This is a genomic window from Psychrobacter halotolerans, assembly GCF_039680845.1.
Lineage (GTDB): Bacteria > Pseudomonadota > Gammaproteobacteria > Pseudomonadales > Moraxellaceae > Psychrobacter.
Genome location: NZ_JBDKWD010000002.1, coordinates 1 through 23,283 on the forward strand (window position 1 = coordinate 1; position 23,283 = coordinate 23,283).

Annotated in this window: 18 protein-coding genes; 15 read left to right on the plus strand and 3 right to left on the minus strand. The window is 44.1% G+C overall.

Annotated features, from left to right (window positions below; genetic code table 11):
• Nucleotides 1-759: 759 nt before the first annotated feature.
• The 5 genes from AAJP47_RS03730 (at nt 760) to rnr (ending at nt 8,211) form a co-directional block, all read left to right on the plus strand.
• The gene (locus AAJP47_RS03730) at nt 760-1,116 is read left to right on the plus strand and encodes a GNAT family N-acetyltransferase (protein WP_346716574.1); all 357 of its coding nucleotides are present in this window, start codon (nt 760-762) and stop codon (nt 1,114-1,116) included.
• 587 nt (nt 1,117-1,703) lie between these two features.
• Nucleotides 1,704-3,638, plus strand: coding sequence for a threonine--tRNA ligase (thrS, locus tag AAJP47_RS03735; RefSeq protein ID WP_346716575.1), 1,935 nt, complete (start codon nt 1,704-1,706; stop codon nt 3,636-3,638).
• Between the two features lie 23 nt (nt 3,639-3,661).
• The gene (gene infC / locus AAJP47_RS03740; protein WP_346716576.1) at nt 3,662-4,165 is read left to right on the plus strand and encodes a translation initiation factor IF-3; all 504 of its coding nucleotides are present in this window, start codon (nt 3,662-3,664) and stop codon (nt 4,163-4,165) included.
• Nucleotides 4,166-4,561: 396 nt separating this feature from the next.
• Nucleotides 4,562-5,806, plus strand: a complete 1,245-nt coding sequence (locus AAJP47_RS03745) for a toxic anion resistance protein (protein ID WP_346716577.1) — start codon at nt 4,562-4,564, stop codon at nt 5,804-5,806.
• Nucleotides 5,807-5,946: 140 nt separating this feature from the next.
• Nucleotides 5,947-8,211: a ribonuclease R gene (gene rnr / locus AAJP47_RS03750; protein ID WP_346716578.1), complete on the plus strand. Its 2,265-nt coding sequence runs from the start codon at nt 5,947-5,949 to the stop codon at nt 8,209-8,211.
• A 69-nt stretch (nt 8,212-8,280) separates the two neighbouring features.
• On the opposite strand, the gene AAJP47_RS03755 is transcribed toward rnr, so the two are convergent.
• From AAJP47_RS03755 to hisA, 3 genes are all read right to left on the minus strand, one after another.
• Complete coding sequence (locus AAJP47_RS03755; protein ID WP_346716579.1) at nt 8,281-8,586, minus strand: hypothetical protein; 306 nt, start codon at nt 8,584-8,586, stop codon at nt 8,281-8,283.
• An 81-nt stretch (nt 8,587-8,667) separates the two neighbouring features.
• Complete coding sequence (locus AAJP47_RS03760; RefSeq protein WP_497198693.1) at nt 8,668-10,299, minus strand: mechanosensitive ion channel domain-containing protein; 1,632 nt, start codon at nt 10,297-10,299, stop codon at nt 8,668-8,670.
• 109 nt (nt 10,300-10,408) lie between these two features.
• Complete coding sequence (gene hisA, locus AAJP47_RS03765; RefSeq protein ID WP_346716581.1) at nt 10,409-11,149, minus strand: 1-(5-phosphoribosyl)-5-[(5-phosphoribosylamino)methylideneamino]imidazole-4-carboxamide isomerase; 741 nt, start codon at nt 11,147-11,149, stop codon at nt 10,409-10,411.
• Between the two features lie 1,111 nt (nt 11,150-12,260).
• On the opposite strand from hisA, the gene AAJP47_RS03770 reads away from it, so the two are divergent.
• The 10 genes from AAJP47_RS03770 to AAJP47_RS03815 all read left to right on the plus strand — a co-directional run bounded on the left by AAJP47_RS03770 (nt 12,261) and on the right by AAJP47_RS03815 (nt 23,248).
• On the plus strand, nt 12,261-13,613 hold the full coding sequence (locus AAJP47_RS03770) for a Na(+)-translocating NADH-quinone reductase subunit A (protein ID WP_346716582.1): 1,353 nt from the start codon (nt 12,261-12,263) through the stop codon (nt 13,611-13,613).
• A 5-nt stretch (nt 13,614-13,618) separates the two neighbouring features.
• A complete protein-coding gene (locus tag AAJP47_RS03775; RefSeq protein WP_346716583.1) occupies nt 13,619-14,854 on the plus strand; it encodes an NADH:ubiquinone reductase (Na(+)-transporting) subunit B in 1,236 nt (411 codons plus the stop codon).
• Complete coding sequence (locus AAJP47_RS03780; protein ID WP_346716584.1) at nt 14,835-15,749, plus strand: Na(+)-translocating NADH-quinone reductase subunit C; 915 nt, start codon at nt 14,835-14,837, stop codon at nt 15,747-15,749. Before AAJP47_RS03775 ends, AAJP47_RS03780 begins: the two co-directional genes overlap by 20 nt.
• A 1-nt stretch (nt 15,750) precedes the next feature.
• Nucleotides 15,751-16,422 (plus strand): NADH:ubiquinone reductase (Na(+)-transporting) subunit D, encoded by a 672-nt coding sequence (locus tag AAJP47_RS03785; protein WP_346716585.1) that lies wholly within the window; start codon nt 15,751-15,753, stop codon nt 16,420-16,422.
• Nucleotides 16,422-17,030, plus strand: a complete 609-nt coding sequence (gene nqrE, locus AAJP47_RS03790; RefSeq protein ID WP_346716586.1) for an NADH:ubiquinone reductase (Na(+)-transporting) subunit E — start codon at nt 16,422-16,424, stop codon at nt 17,028-17,030. Before AAJP47_RS03785 ends, nqrE begins: the two co-directional genes overlap by 1 nt.
• A 123-nt stretch (nt 17,031-17,153) precedes the next feature.
• Entirely contained in the window at nt 17,154-18,389 is a 1,236-nt protein-coding gene (gene nqrF / locus AAJP47_RS03795; RefSeq protein ID WP_346716587.1) for an NADH:ubiquinone reductase (Na(+)-transporting) subunit F, read from the plus strand.
• 539 nt (nt 18,390-18,928) lie between these two features.
• Complete coding sequence (locus tag AAJP47_RS03800) at nt 18,929-19,729, plus strand: SDR family NAD(P)-dependent oxidoreductase (RefSeq protein WP_346716588.1); 801 nt, start codon at nt 18,929-18,931, stop codon at nt 19,727-19,729.
• 381 nt (nt 19,730-20,110) lie between these two features.
• Nucleotides 20,111-21,229, plus strand: a complete 1,119-nt coding sequence (locus tag AAJP47_RS03805) for an FAD:protein FMN transferase (protein ID WP_497198694.1) — start codon at nt 20,111-20,113, stop codon at nt 21,227-21,229.
• Between the two features lie 123 nt (nt 21,230-21,352).
• Nucleotides 21,353-21,598: a (Na+)-NQR maturation NqrM gene (nqrM, locus tag AAJP47_RS03810; RefSeq protein ID WP_346716590.1), complete on the plus strand. Its 246-nt coding sequence runs from the start codon at nt 21,353-21,355 to the stop codon at nt 21,596-21,598.
• Between the two features lie 402 nt (nt 21,599-22,000).
• Nucleotides 22,001-23,248, plus strand: a complete 1,248-nt coding sequence (locus AAJP47_RS03815) for an MFS transporter (protein WP_346716591.1) — start codon at nt 22,001-22,003, stop codon at nt 23,246-23,248.
• Nucleotides 23,249-23,283 lie beyond the last annotated feature (35 nt).

Here is a 23,283-nt window from a genome sequence, read left to right on the forward strand (position 1 = left end):
CACTATCTTCTTAACTGCTTTGCCTTAATGAGGTGCGTATTATAGACGCTTTATTTATGAAGTCAAGAAGTATTTTTAGTTTAGTTTGAAGTTTTTTCTCCTATGAAGAATCCAGTTAATTCTAATCTTTGCTAACTCTCGTTTCACAGACTCAATCTGTAATACTAAAGCAGCTCCTCTCCGACTGGGACGCATTATACGCAGGTTTGATGCTGGGTCAAGGGGTTATTTTGGTTGTTTTTAAATTAAAAAATATTGCCTGTAATTTCAAAAGTTTAGCTCTAAACTATTTTTTGATTACTGACTTACGCTTATATATGACCGTCTTTCTTAATCATTAGGTTTTACTCGTGCTATGGTTTTATCTATATATAGTCAATCCAACATAAAGAAGGCACAGCGAGAATGGGACTCATTTTTTGATGCCCTTGCCTGCTAAGGCACAGCAAGCAAGAAAAATTGGTTCCAGTCTCGCTCTATTATTTCTTGTATCCATTTTATTTAGGATCAACTATATAGGTTCATATTAGTAGACTGTTTTGCTACTTAGTAGAGATTCATCTGTCTGAGACCGCTCTGCTTATAGTTAGCGTTAAATAGGAAGGTAAACTAATATCCCTTTTATATTACTACGTTCTAAGTAGTTAACCGTTATTTAAATCAAGGCACTATCTGATGAATATTCGAATGATGAAAATTGATGACTATCTTTCGGTCTACGAACTGTGGTCTCTTACCCCAGGAATGGGGTTAAATAATGTGGATGATTCGCAACAAGGCATTAAACGTATGCTACAGCGCAACCCAACCCTGAACTTTGTCGCTGAAGATGACGATCGGATCGTCGGCGTCATCATCGCTGGGGAAGATGGGCGCCGTGGTTATCTGTATCACACGGCGGTACATCAAGATTATCGTTATAGAAGTATCGGTCAAGGTTTGGTAAAAAGTGTGTTAAACGAAATGAAGAAACTGGAAATAACCAAAGTAGGTTTGTTCATTTTTCAAAACAATCATTTTGGTAATGGCTTTTGGGAAAATATGGGATTCAACGTGCGCGAGGATCTTTACTACCGTGATTTGGCGTTGACGGAGTTGCAACGCATCGATACTTAGATACTTAGATGCTTAGATGCTTAAATACTTATCTTTTGACAATTTGATATTACTACTCTGATTTTGACAGTTTATCTGTTTAGCCTACTTTGAAATGGATAATGGATACGACACACAATAATGTGCAAACTTGTCTCAGTCGTTTGCGCCATCATTGGATTCGTCAATAAAGCCCCCATTATTATAAGTATCTTGAGTCATTATCGCTTTACCAGTGACGCAAAACTTGCTTTTCTACTTATCTGTCTCCACTTTATATGGTACTCACTTCCTACTATATAGTCTTAATACCCAATAGTCTTAATACCCAGTTTTTGCTATAATAGTCGTTTGTACAGCGTTGTTTCTCTGCCCTATTATTGGATCTCTTCTATATAGGTAAAATACTGCTCCTTATCATAGTCCAGTCCGGTATTCTCCATGATTGGTTGCTAAGGTTGTATGCAGATTATTTTAATGCAGAAAAAGCAGGCATATTGTTTTATCACATATCACAATGATTGAATATAATTGATGCGGTCTTGCGGTTATATGATTGATGGTTGCAATCATCACTGCCAACGGACCCAAAAACAGGTGAATAGATTATGGTAGCGATTACTTTACCCGATGGTAGCGTAAAGAACTTCGAAGGCAATACGACAGTCATGGAAGTGGCGCAAAGTATTGGGACAGGACTTGCTAAAGCGACGGTCGCTGGACGCGTAGATGGACAGTTGGTCGATGCGCACGATCCCATCGTTGCTGACGCTAATGTTGAAATCGTCACCCCAAAAGATGCGGACGGTGTTGATATTATTCGCCATTCTTGCGCTCATTTATTGGGTCACGCTGTCAAACAGCTCTATCCTGACGTAAAAATGGTCATTGGTCCTGTGATCGAAGAAGGTTTTTATTACGATATTTTTAGTGAAACGCCTTTTACACCTGAGCATATGGAAAAGATTGAAAAACGCATGATGGAGCTGATCAAGCAAGATTATGACGTGATTAAGAAAATGACGCCACGTGCTGAAGCGATTGAAATTTTTCAGTCACGCGGTGAAGATTATAAGCTAAAGCTGATCAACGATATGCCGGGCGAAGAAGCCTTTGGTCTTTATCATCATCAAGAATATGTTGATATGTGCCGTGGCCCGCACGTACCAAACACACGGTTTTTAAAAGTATTTAAATTGACCAAGATGTCGGGTGCGTATTGGCGCGGCGATGCCAAGAACGAGCAGCTACAACGTATTTATGGTACAGCGTGGGCGGATAAAAAAGATTTAAAAGCGTATATTCAGCGCATTGAAGAAGCAGAGAAACGCGACCATCGTAAGATTGGTAAAGCGCTTAACTTGTTCCATATGCAAGAGCAAGCGCCGGGTATGGTGTTTTGGCATGCCAATGGTTGGACGATTTATCAAGTACTTGAGCAGTATATGCGAAAAGTACAATACGATAACGGCTATGAAGAGATCAAAACCCCACAAATCGTGGACCGCAGCCTATGGGAACGTTCTGGACATTGGGGCAACTATGCGACCAATATGTTCACGACCGCTAGTGAAAACCGTGATTACGCGGTAAAACCAATGAACTGTCCTTGTCACGTGCAAGTGTTTAACCAAGGTTTGAAATCTTACCGTGATTTGCCGCTGCGTATGGCAGAATTTGGCTCATGCCATCGTAACGAACCGTCCGGCTCATTGCATGGTTTGATGCGAGTACGCGGCTTTACGCAAGATGATGCCCATATTTTCTGTACGCAAGCGCAAATCCAGCAAGAAGTCGCCGACTTCATTAAGCTAACCCTTGCGGTATATGAAGATTTTGGCTTTGATAACATCATTATGAAGCTCTCAACACGCCCTGAAAAACGCGTGGGTAGCGATGAGTCTTGGGATTTTGCCGAAAAAGCCTTGGCAGATGCGCTTGATAGCTCAGGTCTTGATTGGGACTATTTGCCAGGTGAAGGCGCGTTTTATGGTCCAAAAATCGAGTTCAGTCTCAAAGATTCTTTAGGACGCGTTTGGCAGTGCGGTACGATTCAGGTTGATCCAAATATGCCTGAGCGCCTCGATGCTGAATTTGTGAACGAGCAAAATGAGCGTGAAGTGCCTATTATGTTGCACCGTGCAATCTTGGGTTCATTCGAGCGCTTTATTGGCATTTTGATTGAAAACTACGCCGGTTGGATGCCAGTGTGGCTTGCGCCGCAGCAAGTAGCGGTCATGAATATCACAGATAAGCAAGCGGATGCTTGTGAAAACGTGGTTAGTGAGCTTAAAAATGCGGGTATTCGCGCTACTAGTGACTTGCGTAACGAAAAGATTGGATTTAAGATACGAGAGAAAACATTAGAACGTGTTCCCTATATGCTAGTATTAGGGGATAAAGAAGTTGAATCGGGCAGCGTCAACGTCCGAACACGCGAAGGTGAGAATCTTGGCGTCATGAGCATTTCTGAATTTATTACATTAGTACAGACCGCTGTTGGTAGAAAAGGCCGACAGACCCCAAAAACAGATGAGGAGTAATACCTATTAAACAGTCAAACCGTTTGAACATCAACGAAGATATCAATGTCAAAGAAGTCCGTCTCGTTAAAGAAGACGGCGAGCAAATGGGCGTGGTCGATATCGAAACCGCCATGAAAGCGGCACGTGATGAAAACCTAGATTTGGTCGAATTAGTTCCTGAAGCCAAGCCACCAGTATGCAAAATCATGGATTATAAGCACTTCCTCTATGATCAAAAGCAAAAGGCGAAAGAAGCTAAGAAAAACCAAAAGCAGACTCAGCTTAAAGAGATGAAGCTACGCCCTAGTACCGAAGAAGCCGATTATCAAGTTAAGCTCAAAAAGATTGTCAGCTTCTTGGAAGATCAAGACAAAGTTAAAATTAGCATTCGTTTCCGCGGACGTGAAATGGCGCACCAAGAGATTGGTCGCAAACAACTTGATCGTATCATTGAAGATACCGCTGATATCTCAAACGTCGAACAGTACCCTAAGATGGAAGGTCGTCAAATGGGTATGCTGCTTGGGCCAACTAAAAAGAAGTAACCCATTAAGCAGGTTACTCATTAGTGGTGGCTGTTAGTTGATGTTATAAGTAGATACAAACACCTTTAATCTTAACCATCAATATGCTGCGGGATATTGATGGTTTTTTATTATTTGAGTCTGTCGTTGGCTATCTTTAAACACAATTGACTATTTTTAAACATAATAAGTCGACGCTACTTTACAAAATCTCTCTTCTCAACTTTTTCATTACCAGTTAGTCTAAAGCTCTACTGCATTCTATCGATATGATTCAAATAAAAATAGTGGCGTGCACACAAAAATCATACTTCTAATCAACGTATTCTAAGATTGATGTTTTATATTGGTTTCTTAATACCTTAATACAGTCATCATCTCGAAACTCCGTTCATTTTAGATATTATAGGAAATTTCATGCAAGAATTGACCCCACCTGAAAACGCGACGACTCCCAGTATTTCTTTGACTGCGCCTGAACCTGTAAAAGAAGTACAAAAAAGTGAAGCCGATCAAATGGTCAAGTTGGATGAAAATCAAATTCCAGAGCTTGATGCCAAAGTTGACGCTTTTGTCGATCATGTGATTAATAACTCCGTACACAGTCCTGAGTTTCAGCAAAATGTACAATCTATTCATAATTTGGGTACCAAAGAGATTCGCGAATCGGCGCAGGTTTCCAATCGTATGCTCGATTTGCCCGCCAAAAGTCTCAATGACAGCTTATTTGATAACTCTCCTATTGCCAAATCGCTGACAGAACTACGCGGCATTGTGGAAGATTTGGATCCAAGCAAAAAAGAGCTGACCAGTTCGCGTAAGTTATTCGGTCTCATTCCGTTTGGTAATAAAGTACAAGATTATTTTCGTCAATACGAATCTGCCCAGTCGCATATCAATGCAGTGGTCACCAGTCTTTATAATGGTAAGGATGAGCTACTCAAAGACAATGCGATGATCGAGCAAGAAAAAGTTAATATGTGGGCGCTCATGCAGTCCATCCGTCAGTATGTCTATGTTGGTAAAAAGATTGATGAGCAGTTAGAGCAAAAAATCTATGCCATAGAATCAACGGATCCCGAAAAAGCGCGTATTATTAAAGAAGAGATGCTGTTTTATGTGCGTCAGAAGAACACGGACTTTTTGACCCAGTTGGCGGTTAATGTTCAGGGGTATTTGGCTTTGGATACCATTCGTCGTAATAACTTGGAGCTGATTAAAGGGGTGGATCGCGCAACGACTACTACTGTATCAGCCCTACGTACGGCTGTCGTCGTCGCTCAAGCCATGACCAATCAAAAACTGGTGCTTGATCAGATCACGGCATTAAACAAAACCACCAGTAGCTTGATTGAATCCACTTCAGCCATGCTAAAGCGTCAGTCGGGTGAAATTCATGAACAAGCAACCAATAGCAGTATTGAGCTTGATAAACTTCAAAATGCCTTCAATAATGTTTATGATACGATGGATATGATCAGTAATTATAAGATTGAAGCGCTAGAAAACATGAAGCAGACCGTCAATACCTTAACCACTGAAGTTGATAAAGCGCAGAAATACCTTGATAAATCCAATCAAACCACGGTCTTGGAAGTCTCTAAAGAAATAGACAGCAAAAAAATAACCAATAAATCGAATACCGTTGATATTGATATTTGATTTATTTAAACCATTTTCGCCAGATAGAGGCGATAACCCTTGCTACTGAATACACTTAAGGCAATTGACGCAAGATATTGCAACGTCGTTCGTGTTAAGATAGCCCCTATTAATAATTTTAAAAATAGATACGGTAATTTATGAGTTGGAATGATCCAAACGCCTCAAGTGAGGCAAAAAGATACGACAATCCCATCCCCAGTCGTGAGCTGATATTAAGCACGATTACTGAGCATGGTGAAGTCACGCATCAACAACTGGCCAAGGCTTTCAATATCGAAGACCCTGACCAGTTTGATGCGTTAGGCAATCGCCTAAAAGCGATGGCGCGTGATGGACAAGTGAACCGTGAAGGTCGTCCTTATCGTTATCGCACTGTTACACAACAAGATGTGGTCACAGGCACAGTGTCTGCGCACCCTAAAGGTTTTGGTTTTGTCCTGTTAAGTGATATGCCAGATTTATTCTTGCATGAAAAGCAGATGCGCTGGGTATTTAACGGCGATACAGTCGCTGCGGTCGGTACATCAACAGACAATCGTGGTCGTACCGAAGGTCGTATTGTCGATGTGGTTGAACGTCGACAAAACAACTTTATCGGCACGCTTGCTCGTGACGAAGACGGCTATTGTGTTGAGCTGGGTAGTCCCAATAACCACCAACCCATTACTGTCACTGATGATAACGTACAAGCCTTGAATATCAAGCAAGGTGCACCTGTCAAAGTTGACATCATCGATTGGCCCAATCAGCATGAGTTTGCCACCGGTAAAATCACTGAGGTCTTATCTGATGACAATGATCGTGAGCTCATCATTGAGACCACGTTGCTCAATTATGATATTCCCTCAGACTTTAGTGAGGCGGCACTGAAACAGGCCAGTGACTATCAAGAACCGACCGAAAAAGATCTCAAGGGTCGTAAAGACTTACGTCATTTACCACTTGTAACCATCGATGGTGAAGATGCACGCGATTTCGATGATGCCGTGTATGCTGAAAAACGCTCTGGTGGCAATTATCGAGTGGTCGTAGCGATTGCGGATGTGAGCTATTACGTCACGCCAAACTCGCCGCTTGACCAAGATGCGTTTGAGCGTGGTACGTCAGTTTATTTCCCGCATCGCGTCATACCAATGTTACCTGAAGTGCTGTCTAATGGTTTGTGCTCATTAAACCCAAATCTTGATCGCCTCTGTATGGTTGCTGATATCAAAATATCACGCGCAGGCAAGGTGACGGGTTATGAGTTTTATCCATCTGTCATGCACTCACAAGCACGCTTAACCTACAACCAAGTCAATGCTTATCTTGATAATCCACAAGATAAGAGTGTGCCTGCTTCTTTAACTGATAATAAAGACGTGAGAAAATCGGTTGATACCCTTTATCAATTGTATGAATTGCTGCTCAAAAAGCGCGAAGAGCGTCATGCCATGGAGTTTGAGACGGTTGAAACGTACATCAAGTTCAACGAAAAAGGTGGTATTGATGCTATCTTGCCACGAACGCGTGGTGATTCTCAGAAGCTTATTGAAGAATGTATGCTGCTTGCCAATACTTGCGCTGCAAACTTTGCCCTAAAGCATGAATTGCCCGTCTTGTATCGTAACCATGATAAACCTGATAACGAAAAGTCGATGCGTATTCACGAATATGCGAAGAATTTTGGTTTGCCGTTCCCAGAAGAGAATCCAACCCAAGCCGATTATCAGCGTATTATCGAAGCGACTAAAGACCGACCCGATGCGATTAGTATCCATAGCATGCTACTGCGCTCAATGATGCAGGCCAACTATGCCCCTGACAACATCGGTCACTTTGGTTTGGCATATGATGAATATAGCCACTTTACCTCACCGATTCGCCGTTATCCGGATTTGATGCTACATCGCGCCATCAAAGCAAAAGTGACGAACAGTAAACAACCTGTCATGGACTTTTCTTTGGAAGCTGCGGGTACGCAAACGTCAGACACAGAACGCCGTGCAGAAAAAGCCTCACGCTACGTTGAATCTTGGCTTAAATGCCATTATATGACTGACCATGTTGGCGAAGAGTTTGAAGGTGTGGTGACGACGGTGACCAACTTCGGCTTATTCGTGACATTGAGCGACTTGTATATCGATGGATTGGTACACATCTCAAACGTCGGTGATGATTTCTTTGTTTACGATGAGCAGCAACAGCAGCTGATCGGTAAGGACAAAGGCACCTTATTTGGACTTGGCGATTTAGTCAAAGTAAAAGTAGCGGGTGTGAATATGGATCTGCTGCAAATTGACTTTGATTTAAAAGAAAAGCTGCAATCTAGTGAGATGAACCAAACCAAAAAAGGTCAATCTAAAAAAAGTCCCGCTAAAAAAGGCAATAGCCGCAGCAGAGGCGCTAACAAGAAAAGCTGATAGTAGCTAAAATTTTAACAGAATAAAAAAGGCTAACGTGATCGTTAGCCTTTTTTTATGTGTGCTAGTTTATTTTGCTTCATCATCCATCTGTGCCAATCGTGCTTGATCGGCCTGTTGCGCCTGATCAATCTTGGTAGTGGCATCATCTAAAATGGCTTTGGGTTGCTCACCCAGTGGTTTATTGGCAATACTGGTCGAGCTACCGTCGCTTTCTTTTGTATCAGATACACCAGCGCCTGTCGTTTCTTCAGACATGGCACTGCTGATGGCGGCTTCCCTATTTTTCTCATGCTGACTGCCCATGATAAGATTGAAACCAAGTAACGCAACCATACCAACCAACGCGAATATAATCAGATGTTTTATTTGCATAAAAGTGTCTCATCGTTAAGTAAGAATCAGAGACACGTTTTACTGCATTTTTTGTGCCTAGTTTGCCGATGGTTTTATGGCTTACTCTTGCGGGCTATTACTATTCAATAAATCGGTCTCATCTGAGCTTTCGGCGATTTCTTGTTCTACCTTTTCCATCAGCTTATCATCAGGACGCGCATCCAACACCTCTTCAGCATTATCTCCTTGCAAAATTTGCTTGGCGCGCGCTTTGGCTTGTTGTTTGTCTTTATCATCAACACTTGGCGCATCAGCCTGATCGTGGTCAATGGTTGCAGGAATGGGCGGTACCTTCGTGCCATTGACAGTCTCACTGCTGATAGTGTTACCACCTTGCATGTGCTCGAAGGCTTTTTCTAATTTTTTATTGAAGCGTAAGCGATAAATGGGTTCTGGTAAGCTAAAGCCTGCGTTCTCTAAGGCGTGCTTGGTTTCACGAATGGCGATACTACGGGCTTTGGCAAAGTCCGTTTCTGATTGATTTACCCAAATCTGAAACTCTAAGACAATATTAGAATCACCCACATTGTTGATCACCGCAATGGCTTTTGGCTTTTCTAAGACGAACGCCAGCTTGTCTATAGCATCTAAACCCACTTTGATGGCGGCCAACGGATCGTTATTGGCATCCACGCCCAGCTCAAACGTAAAGCGGCGTTCAGGGTTTTTGGTGTAATTTAAGATAGTACCTTTAAAGACTTCTGCATTCGGAATGCGCAGCTGATTGCCGTCTAACGTCATCAGTATCGTCGCACGTGATGTCAAACGTACCACAATCCCCTCTTGCCCATTGATCACAATATGATCGCGGGCGCGAAAGGGCTGACGAATACTGAGCATCAAAGATGCAATATAATTTTCGATGGTGTCTTTGACTGCAAAACCAACAGCGATACCAATGACACCAGCACCGCCAAGCAACGTACCTAAGACGGTTTCTGCACCGATCAAACTCAGTGCCAAGATAAGACCAAAAATGATAAAAATAACTTTGACCGTCTGTGCCAATAGCTCAGCAACAAACGGATTGGGCGTTAAACGTTGCCACATTTTTTTGCGATTGGACAACCAGCTGCCCAGCCATGTCACCAGTGCAAATATAACCAAACCCACTAGCAATAAAGGCAGCGCTTTGACGAGGTTTTTGACCTGCGCTTTTAAGCCTTGATAAACGGTCGTGACATTGTCTTGTACATCCAACGTTCGATCAATTCGATCATCAACGGTGACCACATCGGTCAGACGGTTGGTCAAATTAACGGCTTGCTGCGCTTTTTTTTCGTTTGGCGCTTCTCCCGTTAAGATAACCACGCCTTGGTTGACACTCACATCAATGGCTTGCAAGCCTTCGATTTCAGAAAAGATCCCTTCGATACGTTGACGAATGTCACCGTCCTTTTGCAAAGAAGGGGTGGTTTCAATCTCGGCATTATTGGTACTTTGACCGCCAATGACGGGCGGCAAGGTAGGTGACGATTGAGAGATAGGTGACGTTTGAGAGGTGGCGGATGTAGACGATTCTGCGCTTTCATCTTCGGAAAGGGCAGAATCATCAGGTATGTTCTCTGCTGCACGCTCCACCCCCAATACGGTGGTAATGCCTGTCGTCTGTTCATCGGCAGCATAGGCGGGTAACGTACAAATGAGGCTTAGTAGCAGCGTGCTCAATAGCAACACCTTCTGACCTTGCATCCATAATGAATGACGCCGTATTGAGTGGTCAAAATAGGTGGCCATAAGCATCCTTTGCAGTTTTACTAACTTATTGTCGCGAACATTGTATGCCTGCGCTTTGTATTACTTACACACGGTCCAAATAAGTCTGCGCTTCGCCCAAGTCTAACGTGCCTTCGTAAATTGCGCGACCCGTGATAATACCCTCAATACAGTCGCCATAAGGTTTTAGTAGCTCAATATCTTTCATATCTGTCACACCGCCTGATGCGATTACAGGCAATCCACCTTCGCGAGCCAAGTTCACCGTCTGTTCGACGTTGACGCCTTGCATCATGCCATCACGAGCGATATCGGTATAAACGATTGAAGACACACCCACATCAGCAAAACGCTTAGCAAGTTCAGTAGCCTTGGTATCAGTGACGTTTGCCCAACCATGCGTGGCCACCATACCGTCTTTGGCATCGATACCAACGATGATGTGTCCTGCAAACTCGCGACAAGCCTCAGCAACAAAGCTAGGATCTTCAACCGCTTTTGTACCAATGATAATGTAAGTCAGACCGGCCGTAATATATTGCTCAATGGTGTTCATGTTTCTGACACCGCCGCCCAACTGGATAGGCAGATTCGGGTAAGCTTTGGTAATATCATGCACCACTTGTCTGTGTACAGGCACACCGTCAAACGCCCCGTTCAAATCGACCAGATGCAGCCTACGCGCTCCTTCATTGACCCAGCGCGCTGCCATGGCGACTGGATCATCAGAGAATACCGTATCATCTTCCATACGGCCTTGTTTTAAACGCACACACTTCCCATCTTTTAAGTCAATAGCAGGGATAATGACAGGCACAGCACACATACAACATTCCTTATCTTATAAAGCATAACATCGAATAAATCTTGGAAACTTAATATTAATCATCAATCAAAAACAGTAAATACCACCCAATAGATAGGGTGACTGACAAATCCGTGAAAATCAATCACAGACTAAAAATCAGTCAAAAAGGTAAGCATCATTACTTAAGTAAAAAACCATAACTATAAGTTTCTATCTGAATATTCACTGTAAACATTAGGTAAATTCAATTACTGACTGGCAATTTTAGGTCAATTTAGCGTATAATCCTAGGTAAATTTTTATTTGTTTCTATGTGATAGTAACCATACGCTAGGCTTTTGATTGAGTTGTTTTATGAAGTGGCTTTTTAGTGAGTGGCTTTGGACTTAAGATCGCTTAGCAGTCAGGACGAGTCAAGCAGTACAATAGCTAACGACATGAATATGAGGTTAGCGGCCATATTATATTGCTAAGAAGGGTTATATTAGAAATTTCAATTGGTAGCCTATAAACAGGCTACTCTGCACCACCAAACTCTAATGAGATGCCTTTCACGCCGTTTCTATCACTAGCTAACTATTTATAACAGTCATTACTGGCGCTAGAGCATCTGCTTACAATAAGTGAATTCTACTTATCAGTTGCTTGGCTGGTTTGTCTTTTAACCAGTTTGTCATCTATTTCAATAGATCATTATTTGGCTAATTCTTATATAATTAAGCATTGCTTTATAGGATGCTCAACCGATAAGAGCCGCCAATCATACTGGCATTACAAGTTTTAATTTTCAATGAAACGTGTGATAAGACTGTTTGTTTTGAAAGTAGTCACCTTAAGCTCATGGCTTTAGCGATTAATTTTGAGGGAATGGTTTTAACATACACCTTGGTAGCCAGTCGCCACTTTGGTAATTCGAATAAGACATTAACGTGTTGTTAAGGAGTCTGAGGTCAGCGTTAATACTCTTACTAGTAGTCATGATCATGCGTTATTTTTAAAACCTTTCATCACTATCCTACTATAGGACTAGCGGTTTGTGGGCTTTATTTAATGACGCAAATGTTCATGCTGCCGATATACCAAACAGGACGTCTGGTATCGTTTTAGACTATGGACTAAGTTTTCGCTTATGATTACCATCAAAAAAGGTTTGGATTTGCCCATCACCGGTGAACCCTCCCGCGAGATATCTGAGCACCAACCCACCCATGTGGCAGTTATTGGCTATGATTATGTGGGTATGAAACCCACGATGAACGTCAAAGAAGGTGACATTGTAGCCAAAGGTCAGCCCGTTTTTGAAGACAAAAAACGGGTAGGCGTCATCTACACCGCCCCTGCTGCTGGTAAAGTCGTCGCGGTTAAACGCGGTGAACGTCGTGTGTTTGAAAGTCTTGTGATTGCGGTTGACCCAAACGGTGAAGAAGTAGAATTTGAGCGCTATGACTCCCAGCAACTTGCTGACCTAGATTCAGACGTCGTTGAAACCCAACTACTTGCCTCTGGTGAATGGACCGCGTTTCGTACGCGTCCTTATAGCCGCACCCCAGAAATCGGTGCCCGCCCACACGCCATCTTTGTTACAGCAATGGATACCAATCCATTGGCGTTTGACCCAATGCTACTGATCAACGAGCAACTGCAAGCGTTCAATGACGGACTTGCCGTATTATCGGCGCTCAGTCCTAAGACCTTTGTCTGCCATCATGGCGATGCCCAGTTGACGCCAGTCGCCAAAACCGCGACTAATAATGTCACTGAGTATCATGCTTTTGCTGGTAAGCATCCGGCAGGTCTTGCCGGTACGCATATTCACTTTTTGCATCCAATCATGCGCGGCGTTACTGTCTGGACGATTGGTTACCAAGACGTGATTGCGATTGGTAAGCTATTTACCACCGGTCGTTTGTATACGCGCCGTATGCTTAGCCTTGCAGGCCCTGCGGTTACCGATCCACATCTGGTGGTTACTGAGCGCGGTGCGGATATTACGGCATTGACGAAAGGTCAACTGGCTGCTGGCGAGAACCGAATTATTTCAGGTTCTGTCTTGTCTGGCCGCAAAGTGTTTAGTAATGTCGCTTATCTTGGTCGCTTTCACAACCAAATCAGCGCGTTACCTGAAGGCCGTGAACGTCCTGCGTTTCACTTCTTTAGCCCAGGCAAAAACCGCTTTTCAAAGCTACCTATCTATATTTCACATTTCTTTGGTGGCAAAAAGTACAACTTCACAACGACCAGCAATGGTTCTCCGCGAGCCATGGTGCCAATCGGCGTTTATGAAGAAGTGATGCCACAAGATTATCTGCCCACTCAATTACTACGAGCCTTAATTGTCGAAGATATTGTTAGTGCGGTTGATTTAGGCGTACTCGAATTGGACGAAGAAGATTTAGCATTATGCACCTTTGTATCTCCCGGCAAATATGAATTCGGTGATATTTTGCGTGATAACTTAACGCGCATTGAGCTGGAGGGCTAACCACGATGAAATTTTTACACAATATGTTCGATCGTATGGAGCCGTCTTTCACTAAAGGTGGCAAACACGAAAAATATTATGCCATTTTTGAGATGTTTGACACGTTTTTGCGTCAACCAAGCTCAACGACTTACGCCTCATCACACGTACGTGATGGTATTGATTTAAAACGCATTATGATTACCGTGTGGCTTTGTACGTTTCCAGCAATGTTTTGGGGTATGTACAACATCGGTCATCAAGCATTAACAGCGATCACGCAGCTTGGCTTGCAACCTGAAGGCTGGCGCACAGTAATTACCAGTATGGCAGGCTATAACCCAGATAGCATTTGGGCAAGCTTTGTTTACGGTGCCATGCAGTTCTTACCGATTTATATCGTCACCTTTGCGGTCGGTATTCTCTGTGAGATTATCTTTGCCGTGGTGCGTGGTCATGAAGTCAACGAAGGCTTCTTTGTGACCTCCGTACTGTTTGCCTTATGTCTACCACCCGATATTCCATTGTGGCAAGTTGCCCTAGGTATTATCTTCGGTGTGGTCGTTGCCAAAGAAGTATTCGGTGGTACGGGTAAAAACTTCCTTAACCCTGCCCTATCGGGTCGTGCATTCTTATACTTTGCTTATCCTGCGTATATGTCTGGCGATTCAGTATGGACAGCGGTGGATGGTTTTTCAGGCGCAACGCCCCTTGGTCTTGCTGCGCTTGGCGTTGTTCCACAAGATTTCGTCGACGTCTATGGCAATGCCATTACGTGGAGTGATGCCTTCTTAGGTAATATGCAAGGCAGTATTGGTGAAGTATCAACGCTTGCGATCTTGCTGGGTGCTGCTGTCCTATTGTGGACACGCATTGCTTCATGGCGCATTATGGGCGGGTGTGTGCTTGGTCTTGTTGCCACCTCTCTTATCTTCAACATGGTTGGTTCTGATGACAACATGATGATGAATTTGCGTTGGTATTGGCACTTGGTCATTGGCGGCTTTGCATTTGGTGCCGTCTTTATGGCAACCGACCCAGTCTCAGCAGCGCATACCAATAAAGGCCGCTGGGCGTATGGTATTTTGATTGGTTTTATGACCGTATTGATTCGAGTCATCAACCCAGCTTTCCCAGAAGGCATCATGCTGGCCATTCTATTTGCCAACTTATTTGCTCCATTGTTTGATTACTTTGTGACCCAAGCAAACATCAAACGCCAAACCGCTCGGAGGGTTCGCTATGTCCAAGCCCAAAAGTAATAATGCGAAAACCATCAGTGTGGCCTTGACGCTATGCTTGGTGTGTTCCGTACTGGTCTCAGCCGTTGCCGTTGGTCTAAAACCCGCGCAAGTAGAAAACGCACGCTTAGACCGTAATAAAAACATCTTGGTTGCAGCAGATATGTACAATGCAGCGTCTGACACCCAAGAAGATGTTGCCGAACGTTTTAAAGACTTTGATGTCAAAATCATTGATCTAAACAAAGGCAACTATCTTGATGATGATGCGTTAAAAGCAGCTGGTATTCCTGATCGTAACGCCTATGACGCCAGTCAAGCGACCAAAAACCAAGCATTGAGTGATGACTTGGGTAGTAACGATCCTGCTGGTATTGGTCGTAAGCCAAAATACGCCAAAGTCTATGTCAAAGAAGATGACGCTGGCAAGCCTGAGCTGATTGTATTACCGATTCAGGGCTACGGCCTATGGGGTACGATTTATGGTTTCTTAACGCTTGAAAGTGATATGAATACCATTAAAGGTATCAGTTTTTATGAGCATAAAGAGACCCCAGGTCTTGGCGCTCGTATCGAAGAGCCAGAGTGGCGTGCTAAGTGGAGTGGTATCGAGTCTTATGACGAAGAAGGCAACGTAGCCACTGGCGTGACCAAAGCGGGCAATCCAAAAGAGAACTGGGTCGATGGCATCAGTGGCGCAACACTTACCAGTCGCGGCGTCAGCAACATGATCCAGTTTTGGTTGGGTGATCAAGGCTATAAGCCTTATCTAGACGCGCTGCGTAAAGAAAATGGTGAATCAGTTGACAATGCAGAGGCACAAGCAAAACAGTCAACACAGCCTACTACCCAAACTGCTCAACCTAACACCGAACTGGCAGCATCGCAGTCAGTAGCAAACGGCAAGGAGGCATAACATGGCTGACACTAAAAGTATTTTAACCTCGCCTATTTTTGATAATAACCCCATTGCTTTACAGATCCTAGGTATCTGTTCGGCGTTGGCGGTCACCACCAGCATGGCCAATGCCATGGTGATGTGTGTGGCTTTGACGCTGGTCACGGCATTTTCAAGTTTCTTTATCTCTATCATCCGTAAGCAGATTCCATCAAGCATTCGTATTATCGTCCAGATGACGATTATTGCCTCGTTGGTTATCTTGGTTGATCAGGTACTAAAAGCGGTGGCTTATGATGTCAGTAAAGGACTATCGGTCTTCGTTGGTTTGATCATTACCAACTGTATCGTAATGGGCCGCGCCGAAGCGTTTGCGATGAGCAACCCGCCTGTACCCAGCTTTTTAGATGGTATTGGTAACGGTCTTGGCTACTCTGCGGTATTGCTGTTCGTCGCATCGATACGTGAGCTGTTAGGGTCAGGTACTTGGTTTGGTATTACAATCCTACAACCAGTCACTGATGGCGGCTGGTACATACCAAACGGCCTACTATTATTACCACCATCGGCCTTCTTTATCATTGGTTTGTTTATTGCCATTGTCCGTACGTGGAAACCAGAGCAGGTTGAAGAAGCTGAATACGTAATGAAGCCGCAGTCTAAAGGCATGGCACATAGAGAGGGTCACTAATGGGACATTATGTTAGTTTATTTATAACCTCAGTCTTTATTGAGAATATGGCGCTGGCCTACTTCTTAGGCATGTGTACATTTTTGGCGGTGTCCAAAAAAGTATCAACAGCCATTGGTCTTGGGGTTGCCGTTGTCGTCGTTATGGCCATTACGGTTCCACTAAACAACTTACTTTTCCAGTTCATCCTAAAAAATGGTGCATTGGCATGGGCAGGTTTCCCTGATATCGATTTAAGCTTTTTGGGCTTGCTCAGTTATATCGGTTTGATTGCAGCGACGGTACAGATTCTTGAGATGTTCTTGGATAAGTTTGTACCAAGTCTATATAACGCGCTTGGGGTGTTTTTGCCTCTTATCACCGTAAACTGCGCCATCTTAGGTGGGGTATTGTTTATGGTGGAGCGTGACTATAATTTCGGTGAATCAATGGTCTATGGTGTGGGCGCAGGATTTGGTTGGGCGCTTGCCATTACGGCGTTGGCTGGTATCCGTGAGAAGCTAAAATACTCAGACATTCCCGCGCCAATGCGTGGTCTTGGTATTACCTTTATTACGGTTGGTCTGATGTCGCTTGGCTTTATGTCGTTCGGCGGTATGTCCATTTAAGCGACAGACTTAAAGAGCTATTTAGCTATTTGACCTATTTAATTCATTTATTCGGTAGGCGTTCGGGTATTGCATTACATTCATGCTCACCCGCCCCTACCCCATAGATTAAGGATACATATCATGGATTATGCTACGGCGATTGGTGGCGTTGCTATGTTTACCTTGATCATCATGGGCCTTGTCGCCATTATTTTGGCGGCACGCTCAAGACTGGTCAGTTCAGGTGACGTTACCATCCATATCAATGATAATCCCGATAATGACGTAGTGACACCAGCAGGCGGAAAACTACTACAAACACTTGCAAGCGAAGGTATCTTTTTATCTTCAGCATGTGGTGGTGGTGGTACCTGTGCGCAGTGTCGCTGCCGCGTTATTGAGGGTGGCGGTTCTATTCTGCCCACCGAAGAAGGTTATTTTACTCAAGGTGAAATCCGTGATCACATGCGCTTGGCTTGTCAGGTAGCTGTCAAGCAAGACATGAAGATCGAGATTGATCCTGAGTTTTTTGATGTACAAAAATGGGAATGTGAAGTTATCTCTAACGATAACGTTGCTACCTTTATTAAAGAGTTGGTGCTTAAAATTCCAGAAGGCGAAGAAGTGAACTTCCGCGCTGGTGGGTATGTACAATTAGAAGCGCCACCGCATGAAGTCCATTATAAAGACTTTGTGGTGGATGAAGAGTACAGAGAAGACTGGGAAAAATTTGGTATTTTCAAATACGTCTCAAAAGTTGATGAGCCTGTTATTCGTGCTTATTCAATGGCCAACTACCCAGAAGAAAAAGGCCTCATCAAATTTAATATCCGTATCGCAAGTCCACCACCGCGTGGCCCTGACAATATCCCACCGGGCAAAATGTCTTCTTGGGTATTTAGTCTAGTGCCTGGCGATAAAGTCACCGTTTCAGGTCCTTATGGCGAATTCTTTGCTAAGAAAACGGAAGCTGAGATGATCTTCGTTGGCGGCGGTGCGGGTATGGCACCAATGCGCTCACACATCTTTGATCAGCTCAAACGCTTGAACTCAGATCGTAAGATCAGTTTTTGGTACGGTGCACGCTCTATTCGTGAGATGTTCTATGTCGAAGATTACGATCAACTAGAAGAAGAGTTTGATAACTTTGAATGGCATGTGGCGTTATCTGATCCATTACCAGAAGACAACTGGGAAGGCCCAACAGGCTTTATCCATAATGTGCTGCTTGAAAACTATCTAAAAGATCATCCAAACCCAGAAGATTGTGAATACTACATGTGTGGGCCACCGATGATGAACGCGGCGGTAATCGACATGCTGCACAGCTTAGGTGTTGAAGATGAAAACATCATGCTTGATGACTTTGGTGGTTAGATTAAGTCATTAAGCAAAAAAAGCATATTTAAGAATGTCTACAAAAAGAGTCTCAATTGAGACTCTTTTTTTGTGTTCAAAAATACGTTTTGATTACCGCTGTTATCATCGATTCAAAATAAAAGTGGCGCATACAGTCATAATATTTCACTGCTATAGCTTTGCCCTACGTGCTGCTCATACAGAGGCTATAGTCAATCCAATATAAAAAAGGCACAGCGAGAATGGGACTCATTTTTTGAAGCCTCTGTCTGCGTAGGCACAGCAAGCAAGAAAAATGGGTTCCAGTCTCGCGCTATCATGTCTTGTATCCATTCTATTTAGGATCAACTATATGAAAGCTCATTGCAGTAAAGCCGTACTCTGTCTAAAAAACATCTTGAAAGTTAAAAAGCATCTTGAAAAAGATCGACTATCAATAAAAAAATATTATGAAAGAAGCGCCTTTGCTATCTATTTGTTAAACCTACAAATTTAAATGGTGGATTGCTTGGACTGTCCTATATTATGGATGATTTCAACATAAACAAAGGATGCTTATGAAAACTCAGTACAAGGATTTAGTCATTTGGATCACGGGCGCTTCTAGCGGTATTGGTAAAGCGCTGGCCATTAATTTTGCCAACCGCGGCGCCACCCTTATTTTAAGTGGCCGTGATAAAGGCGAGTTAGTCGCCGTTAAAAAACGCTGCAAACAATCCAAAAAGCATATTATCGTGCCATTTGACATCAGTGACGCCAAGCAAACAGCAGACGCTTATGAGACGGTGAAAACTCAAGCTGGTCACATTGATTGGCTGATCAATAATGCAGGTGTCAGTCAGCGCGCGCTCATCATGGACACGGATGAGGACGTTGAACGCAAAATTATGGAGATCGATTACTTTGCACAAACGCGGTTGACCAGATTGGTGTTGCCAGACATGATGGCACAGGGCGGCGGCAAAATAGTGATGATGTCAAGCGTTGCGGGCTTATTAGGGACGCAGTATCGCAGTGCTTATGGCGCTGCCAAAGCCGCCATTCATATGTGGGCGAATAGTTTGCGTGCTGAATTGCATGATCAAGGTATAGAGGTGGCGACGATATTTCCAGGGTTTATCCAAACCAATGTCTCTATCAATGCGTTGACAGGCGATGGTAGCGCTCAAGGCACCATGGATGACGCCACTAATAAGGGAATGACCGCGACGGCGTTTGCCAAGCAAGCGGTAAAAGCCCTGACCAAAGGTGAAGAATACATTGTTATCGCTGGCACGAAAGAAAAACTTGCCGTAAAAGTGAATAGACTATCTCCGTCCAAGCTTTATACGCTTATCCGTGAGTCGAAAGTCACGTAAATTAGAATTTACGTAAATTGGAAGTTAGAAGTCACGTGAGTCGAAAACAGCTTTATACCAAGCTTTACAGAGCTGGTATACCTTAACAAGAGTACGGTTGGTTCTACTGAGGTAAATTTTGCGGAAGCTCGGTGTTAGCAGCGCGCAAGGCAAATTTATTCCGGTAGAACATAATGACTGTATGTACGCCATTTATTCTAGATTGACTATCCAATGCTATAAAAGCTGAAAGGTCGGGCGACTTAAATGGTTTGTTTGGTTTTTTGACGATTGGCTTATGGGCGGTACGAGGTGTAAAATAAGTACCGCTTATTATTAAAAGCCAAATTCACCTTCCGCTATAGCAACGATCTTATGAAAACGATACTCTCCACTGCATCAATGTACGCGTTATTTTCTCCTAAAAACATTCGCCCTGTTCTATATAGCGTGATCGGTCTGACCAGTGCGTTCGGGCTTGGTGCGTGCCAGCAAACACCAGATTACAACTATCTGAGCGGCGAGACGATGGGTACCAGTTACCACATCAGCTATCAGCTACCTGACGATGCCGACGAAGAGGCTATACAAGCCTCGATAGACGAGCGTTTGCAGCAGATTAATACCAGTATGTCTACCTATCAAGCGGACTCTACCATCTCAACATTCAATCGAGCGGACAAAGACACACCTATCGCCATTGATGCTGATTTTAGTCGTGTGCTTGATGTGTCCCGCATCGTCTACGAGCAGTCGAGCGGCGCGTTTGACCCTACCGTCATGCCCTTGGTAGAGACGTGGGGCTTTGGTAGTACCATGACCGTGGATCGTCTCCAAAGCCCGCCAACGGCGGCAGAGATCGCCCAAGCAAAAGCGTTAGTCGATTTTGAAGGGGTTATGCAAAAGGATCAAACCATCCATAAGAGCAAAGATGGGATTGGTCTTGATTTCTCAGCAGTCGCCAAAGGTTATGGGGTCGATGTGATTGCGGATGTGCTCAAAGACAAGTATCAAATTCGCAATTATATGGTAGAGATTGGCGGTGAAATTGCCACCTCTGGGGTGAACAATCAGCAGCAACCATGGCAAATTGCTATCGATGCGCCTATCCAAGGCAGCACCGTCAGCGAGCGCCAAACGATATCAGCGATTCGTCAACCCATCAATACGGGCAATCAGATGCACTTGGCAACGTCTGGCAACTATCGCAATTCCGTCATGTTTGATGGGAAACGCTATAGCCATACCATTGACCCCACCACTGGTGACCCAATCGCTGGCGGCGCACCTTCAGTGACCGTTGCTGCCGAGTCCGTTGCGCTGGCAGACGCTTGGGCAACGGCGCTCACCGCCATGCACTATAAAAAAGCATTAGCGCTCGCTAAAGAAAAAAATCTGGCGGTGATGTTTGTGGTATTGGCCGATGGCGTCAAAATGGATGATGCTCACGATAGTGTTGACGACTGGCAAGTGGTACAAACCCCAGCCATGCAAGCGTTACGCGCTGACAAAAAATCATAAGGTTTTGGTAACTCGCGTGACAGTACACGATTAGCACCAACGAGGCCTGCAAAAATTTGCTATACTATTAAGCAGTTAACGTAAAAAATAACTGCCCTATTTTTAAAAACCGAGGTCGCCACTATGCTTAGTCAACTGCTTCCCATGCTTGCCATCACCTTTACTGTGTTTATCCTATTCTTCGTGTTTATGGGTATCGGTTATATGGTCAAGAAAAAGCCCCTGAGAGGATCTTGTGGCGGCGTTGCTAAACTGATGGGTGATGAAAATTGCTCGTTTTGTGGCAATGATCCCAATAAATGTGATTCCCTAATCGCCGAACAGCAAGAAAGCGCTTTGAGAGCAGCGCAACTAGGCAAATCTGTCTAGGTATTTGAGTTATCCTCATACGTTGGTGGCTTTTTCCTTACTTTTGTTCCTATAATAGCGTCTAGTCCTTAAAAAGGGACTGACGCTATTTTTGGTTGTGTTATCAGAAATTTATCAGTAATCTCTTAAGGCATAGTATTTAAGAAATACTACTTAAAAAATACCACTTAAGAAATACGGCGCAAAATCAAAAGCTACTGATCATGAATAAGGTTCATCCTATCTTATAGAGTAGCAAGCTTGTTTGACAGGCTGCCAGCAACTCCTCGTTCTGACTTACAAAGTCGATCACCGTCTCGGTGCGTTTTCTTACATGTTCTTGGGTGTTATTCGCAAGCGACCATTCTTTGGCGCTGTGTAATGACGTGTTCTCTTTTTTACTCTACTCATAGTCGTGCTGTTATGTCTACCACATCTGATTTGCCATCCAAGTCGCACTCGTTACCCTCGAAGCCGCCCTCTTCGCGTTTCACATTTTGGCTGGTACTGGGCGCCATGGTTTTGCTTGCCATCAATATGCGCGCTCCCATTGTGGCGCTTGGTTCTATTGCGCCTGTCGTACAACAAGCGCTCAATATCTCTGAAATTCAAATTGGCTGGCTGGGCGCAGTACCGATGCTCACCTTTGCTATCGGCGCCCTCATTGCGCCCTCCATTGGCAAACGCTTCGGGCTTGAAAACACCCTCATCGTGATGATTTCGTTATTAACCATTGGCATGATTATTCGTACCGTGATTCCGACATGGCCCGGTTTTTTGACGGGTACATTACTGCTCACGCTAGCCATCGGTTTTGCCAATACGCTCGCGGCACCGGTCATCAAGCAGCGCACCCCCAAACAGATTCCGTTGTTAACAGGGCTGCTAAGTCTCACTATGACGGTGACGGCGGGCATCGCCTCAGGCGTGGTATTACCCTTATCCGAGCAAGTAGGCTGGCAATGGGCATTAGGCGGCTGGTCACTATTCGGTATTTTTGCCATTATTATTTGGGTATTTTTACGGATACAGCTTGGCTCCTCTAGCCAGCCATCACTCGCCTTGCCGATTGCCAATACATCAGAGCGCTCTATGTGGCGCACACCTTTTGCTTGGCAGATCGCCATTTTTATGGGTTTACAGTCTTTGCTGTTTTATACCGTTGCCAGTTTTTTACCGTCCATTTGGTTAAGCAAAGGATTACCAGCCATTCAAGCCGGACAAATGGGCTCGGTGTTTCAGTTTATGGCGCCCATATCGATTTTAAGTCTGACGTGGCTGATCAACCGTGGTCGACCGATTCAGGCATTGGCGGTATTTGCTGCGGTTTTAAACGTGGTGGGCGTTTTGGGGCTCAGTTATTTGTCTGTTGATTTGGCATGGTTATGGTCAGCGCTCATGGGCATTGGCTGCTCTGCGATTTTTACCTTGAGTATGATGTTGTTCTCGATGCGCACGTATACGACCAATCAATCCAGTGAGCTGTCTGGTATGGCGCAAGCGGTCGGCTATTTTATTGCCTTTTTTGGCCCATTAGGGACAGGCTGGCTACACGAAGCGACGGGTACTTGGGATTTGCCGCTGTTAATCATGCTAGTCTTGATGGTAGCAAACGTGGTGATTGCTTGGCTGGTCAGTCGTCCCGTCATGGTAGATGGTCAAAAGATATGATTTTTAAGAAAAATAAAGCAATTTTATAAAGTAAC

Bases quoted from the DNA above. Each gene is read 5' to 3' on its own strand.
- thrS (WP_346716575.1), top strand. From the start codon at position 1,704: ATGGTAGCGATTACTTTACCCGATGGTAGCGTAAAGAACTTCGAAGGC.
- AAJP47_RS03745 (WP_346716577.1), top strand. From the start codon at position 4,562: ATGCAAGAATTGACCCCACCTGAAAACGCGACGACTCCCAGTATTTCT.
- rnr (WP_346716578.1), top strand. From the start codon at position 5,947: ATGAGTTGGAATGATCCAAACGCCTCAAGTGAGGCAAAAAGATACGAC.
- AAJP47_RS03755 (WP_346716579.1), bottom strand. From the start codon at position 8,586: ATGCAAATAAAACATCTGATTATATTCGCGTTGGTTGGTATGGTTGCG.
- AAJP47_RS03760 (WP_497198693.1), bottom strand. From the start codon at position 10,299: ATGCAAGGTCAGAAGGTGTTGCTATTGAGCACGCTGCTACTAAGCCTC.
- hisA (WP_346716581.1), bottom strand. From the start codon at position 11,149: ATGTGTGCTGTGCCTGTCATTATCCCTGCTATTGACTTAAAAGATGGG.
- AAJP47_RS03770 (WP_346716582.1), top strand. From the start codon at position 12,261: ATGATTACCATCAAAAAAGGTTTGGATTTGCCCATCACCGGTGAACCC.
- AAJP47_RS03775 (WP_346716583.1), top strand. From the start codon at position 13,619: ATGAAATTTTTACACAATATGTTCGATCGTATGGAGCCGTCTTTCACT.
- AAJP47_RS03780 (WP_346716584.1), top strand. From the start codon at position 14,835: ATGTCCAAGCCCAAAAGTAATAATGCGAAAACCATCAGTGTGGCCTTG.
- AAJP47_RS03785 (WP_346716585.1), top strand. From the start codon at position 15,751: ATGGCTGACACTAAAAGTATTTTAACCTCGCCTATTTTTGATAATAAC.
- nqrE (WP_346716586.1), top strand. From the start codon at position 16,422: ATGGGACATTATGTTAGTTTATTTATAACCTCAGTCTTTATTGAGAAT.
- nqrF (WP_346716587.1), top strand. From the start codon at position 17,154: ATGGATTATGCTACGGCGATTGGTGGCGTTGCTATGTTTACCTTGATC.
- AAJP47_RS03800 (WP_346716588.1), top strand. From the start codon at position 18,929: ATGAAAACTCAGTACAAGGATTTAGTCATTTGGATCACGGGCGCTTCT.
- AAJP47_RS03805 (WP_497198694.1), top strand. From the start codon at position 20,111: ATGTACGCGTTATTTTCTCCTAAAAACATTCGCCCTGTTCTATATAGC.
- nqrM (WP_346716590.1), top strand. From the start codon at position 21,353: ATGCTTAGTCAACTGCTTCCCATGCTTGCCATCACCTTTACTGTGTTT.
- AAJP47_RS03815 (WP_346716591.1), top strand. From the start codon at position 22,001: ATGTCTACCACATCTGATTTGCCATCCAAGTCGCACTCGTTACCCTCG.